Origin of the sequence: Pseudanabaena sp. 'Roaring Creek', assembly GCF_001402795.1 — a bacterium.
Classification (GTDB): domain Bacteria; phylum Cyanobacteriota; class Cyanobacteriia; order Pseudanabaenales; family Pseudanabaenaceae; genus Pseudanabaena.
In genome coordinates, this window is record NZ_LIRE01000147.1 from 1 (window position 1) to 2876 (window position 2876).

The 2876-nt window shown below is 45.7% G+C and carries 1 protein-coding gene; it reads right to left on the reverse strand.

Going from position 1 to position 2876, the window contains the following annotated elements:
- Window positions 1-270: 270 nt before the first annotated feature.
- Window positions 271-2256, reverse strand: coding sequence for an FAD-dependent oxidoreductase (locus AC805_RS04655; protein WP_055074332.1), 1986 nt, complete (start codon window positions 2254-2256; stop codon window positions 271-273).
- Window positions 2257-2876 lie beyond the last annotated feature (620 nt).

Consider the following 2876-nt stretch of genomic DNA (forward strand, 5'->3'; position numbering starts at 1 on the left):
TATAGTTGTTTTAAATAACTTGTAGACGGGCTTCGACTTCGCTCAGCCCTCGGTGTAAGCTAGCTGAGCGAAGTCGAAGCTGTAGTTTTTATTTGAATTATCTATAATACCAAAACACAAAATGGCTATGCCATTTTGTGTTTTGTTCTAAGAAGAGAATCGCCGCGCTAAGCGCGGCGATTCTCTTCTTAGAACATAGGATGGCGGCGCGAAGCGCCGCCATCCTATGCTTGGGTGACATCGAGAATATCGAAACTAAGGTGGTAGGAGCTACCACTCCAGTAACATACCTTGCGATTTTAAGAGAGCTTGCAGATCGTTAATTTTGCCGCGATCGAGAATTGCCTGTGGGGTTAATGATGCATCATCCTGTAAAACAATCCATGCCGCCGCCGCTCCTGCCGCCGCCCCTGCCGACCATTCACCAACGTGGATGCGGGTTGCGCCATTAACAATGTGGCTAACTGCGATCGCTTTACCACCCATGAGCAAATTATCGATACGTTGAGGAATCAAACTCTCAAAGGGCAAGATAATTGGGCGGACTTTATCCTCATTGGTAGGAGCAGAGCTAGGGGCTTTCGATGGCTCCCAATTGCGATAACGGCAACCATGCATATCGATCGCATAATGCGTTAACCCAATGGATGTCGGATTAAAGTTGCGTCCCCCCTCCATATCATTACGCAGGTCTTGTTCGCGCATAAAAAACTCTGGCTGACCGTAAGCAGAACGTCCGAGAATACGACGACCCTCGCGAATATAAGGATACATACTCAGCCCTGACTCGGTGGGCATGGGGCTATCGGGTCCTGACATTAGGCGGAGCGGAAATTCTGCGGATGCGTACTTATCCATCAACCATTCGGCAAATAATAAGGCATGATTTTCACCATCCTTAAGGGCTGTGGTATTTAGACCACCAAGCCAATTTTGTTGTTGCCCTGAATCGCGAATTTGTTTATCCGTTAAGATGAGTGGTGGATTCATTATCCCCCAGTCATTACCACGATTCCAGTTAACTACTGTCATATCGCCCTTAGCAGGGATCGCCTTAAAGGGATCGTCGCGCTTCATGCTAACAATCCGCCGATAGTTAAACATGCTGTTCCCCTCAAACATGGGGAATCTGCCCAGATCGTAATCCTTGCGGTGCTCTTCCCGCGAATATCCTGGTTGGACTTTCCGCAGTTCCTTGAGCGATCGCCCCTCATCATCGGCAATTTTTAATACAAAGGGAAAGGTAAATGCTTGTGTGCATTCGGGATTATCTGCCACGGCATGGACTTCGCCTGTGGTGCTAAAGCCTTCAGCCCCCAGACGGTGCGGGATATTCGCCCAAGCAATCAACTCAGCGGTATCGGTGGAGTCGATTACCATCATCTGCTTGCCAGCGGGAGCCTGCAAACGGATCGGTTTTTTATCGAAAGTTTCGTCAGAATTCCAATTAAACCAACTTTTAATTTCGCGAGATAGTCGCCCTTGCGGTAAATAGTTGGGATCGCGGGAAATGCGACGCACTCCATAGATCGCCGTAATGCGATCACCCTTTTCGTTAAAACTTGCCCCCTTAAAAGCAATCTGCGTCTCCCATCGACTCTTAGGAGCCGATCGCTTTGCCTCACGCAAAAATTCTTCCGCCGCAAGTTCGCCAGAGTAAGGGGTAAAACAGAGGTTTCCCACCCAACAGCTATTAGTATCTGCCACCACTGCCCCTGGTTTTAGATAGGAATAGGCTTCAGGTAATGCAGGCTGACTGGCAATAATATTTTTAAAATGCGTCCAGCTAAGCGGAAATTGCTGGCGATAGCGCATCAGTAGGGACTCATCGATCGCGCTCACTCCTTGGGAGCTTACCTGACCACCCAGCATTGGCGTTAGCTCGATCAAGCAAGTGGTTGCCCCCGTTTTCATCGAGTGATAGGCTGCGGCAACGCCGCCCAATGAGCCACCCACGACTGCTACATCGCATTCCCATACTTCAGCATCCACTGGTGGCGGCGGATTGAGTAGCGGAAAGCCATTGCGATCGTATAGTTTGATCGGTGCATTTGCATCTTGGGCAATCGGCTCGATGGACTTTTGTTTACTAAAAAATTGCCAAGTTCTTGCTGTTGCTCCACTAAGTACCAAGCCCATAAAGAGCATTCCCAACACATAACGCAATTTGGGACGAAAGGAGCGTTTAGTTTTCGGATCTTCTATTTCCCCGAGGCGATCGCTAAAGTCTTTTGGTTTCTTTTTCTGCTCGCTCATGACTCACTGCTTCTCATAAAAATTCGCTTGCTTTTCAACAAGTCCCTACACTCACACCACATACTCTTAAGATTAACTTAAAGAGTCTAATATTTAACATAGTCAAATGCAATTAAATTCCCCAGCAAATAAAGTTTAAAACTTTCAGCAATTACATATGTTTTTCTTGAGAGAAAACATAGTATATACCAAGGTCTAAAGCAACCATAGAAAGGCATGGTGGCAAAGTATTTTTGTCAAGACTAACTCTATACAAATACTCCCCAATTTAGGCTTGAAAGCATTTAAAAACAAAACATATTTTGAGCTTATTATTCTCCAATGCCCCACAACTTTACAGACAAGAAAAATAGACAAAAACTCAATAAGTAGCTAAGCGCAATTAACACAGATGTTATAGCAGTAGCCAGTTATGTTAGGACAAAAACAAAACCCAGAAGAGTGTTGCGGCGCTTCGCGCCGCAACACTCTTCTAGGTTTTATATCTTAACTTGTTTGGCTATAGCTATAAGACAGTATTATACTGAAATTTTCTCAATAGATAAGATAGACGACACATTGAAATACCCATTCTTACCTATCTATAGCTACCGCCAATTGTATCAGGACATAAAACCCAA

What these genes read in the sequence shown, in the direction of transcription:
- AC805_RS04655 (WP_055074332.1), bottom strand. Translation starts at nt 2,256, where the DNA reads ATGAGCGAGCAGAAAAAGAAACCAAAAGACTTTAGCGATCGCCTCGGG.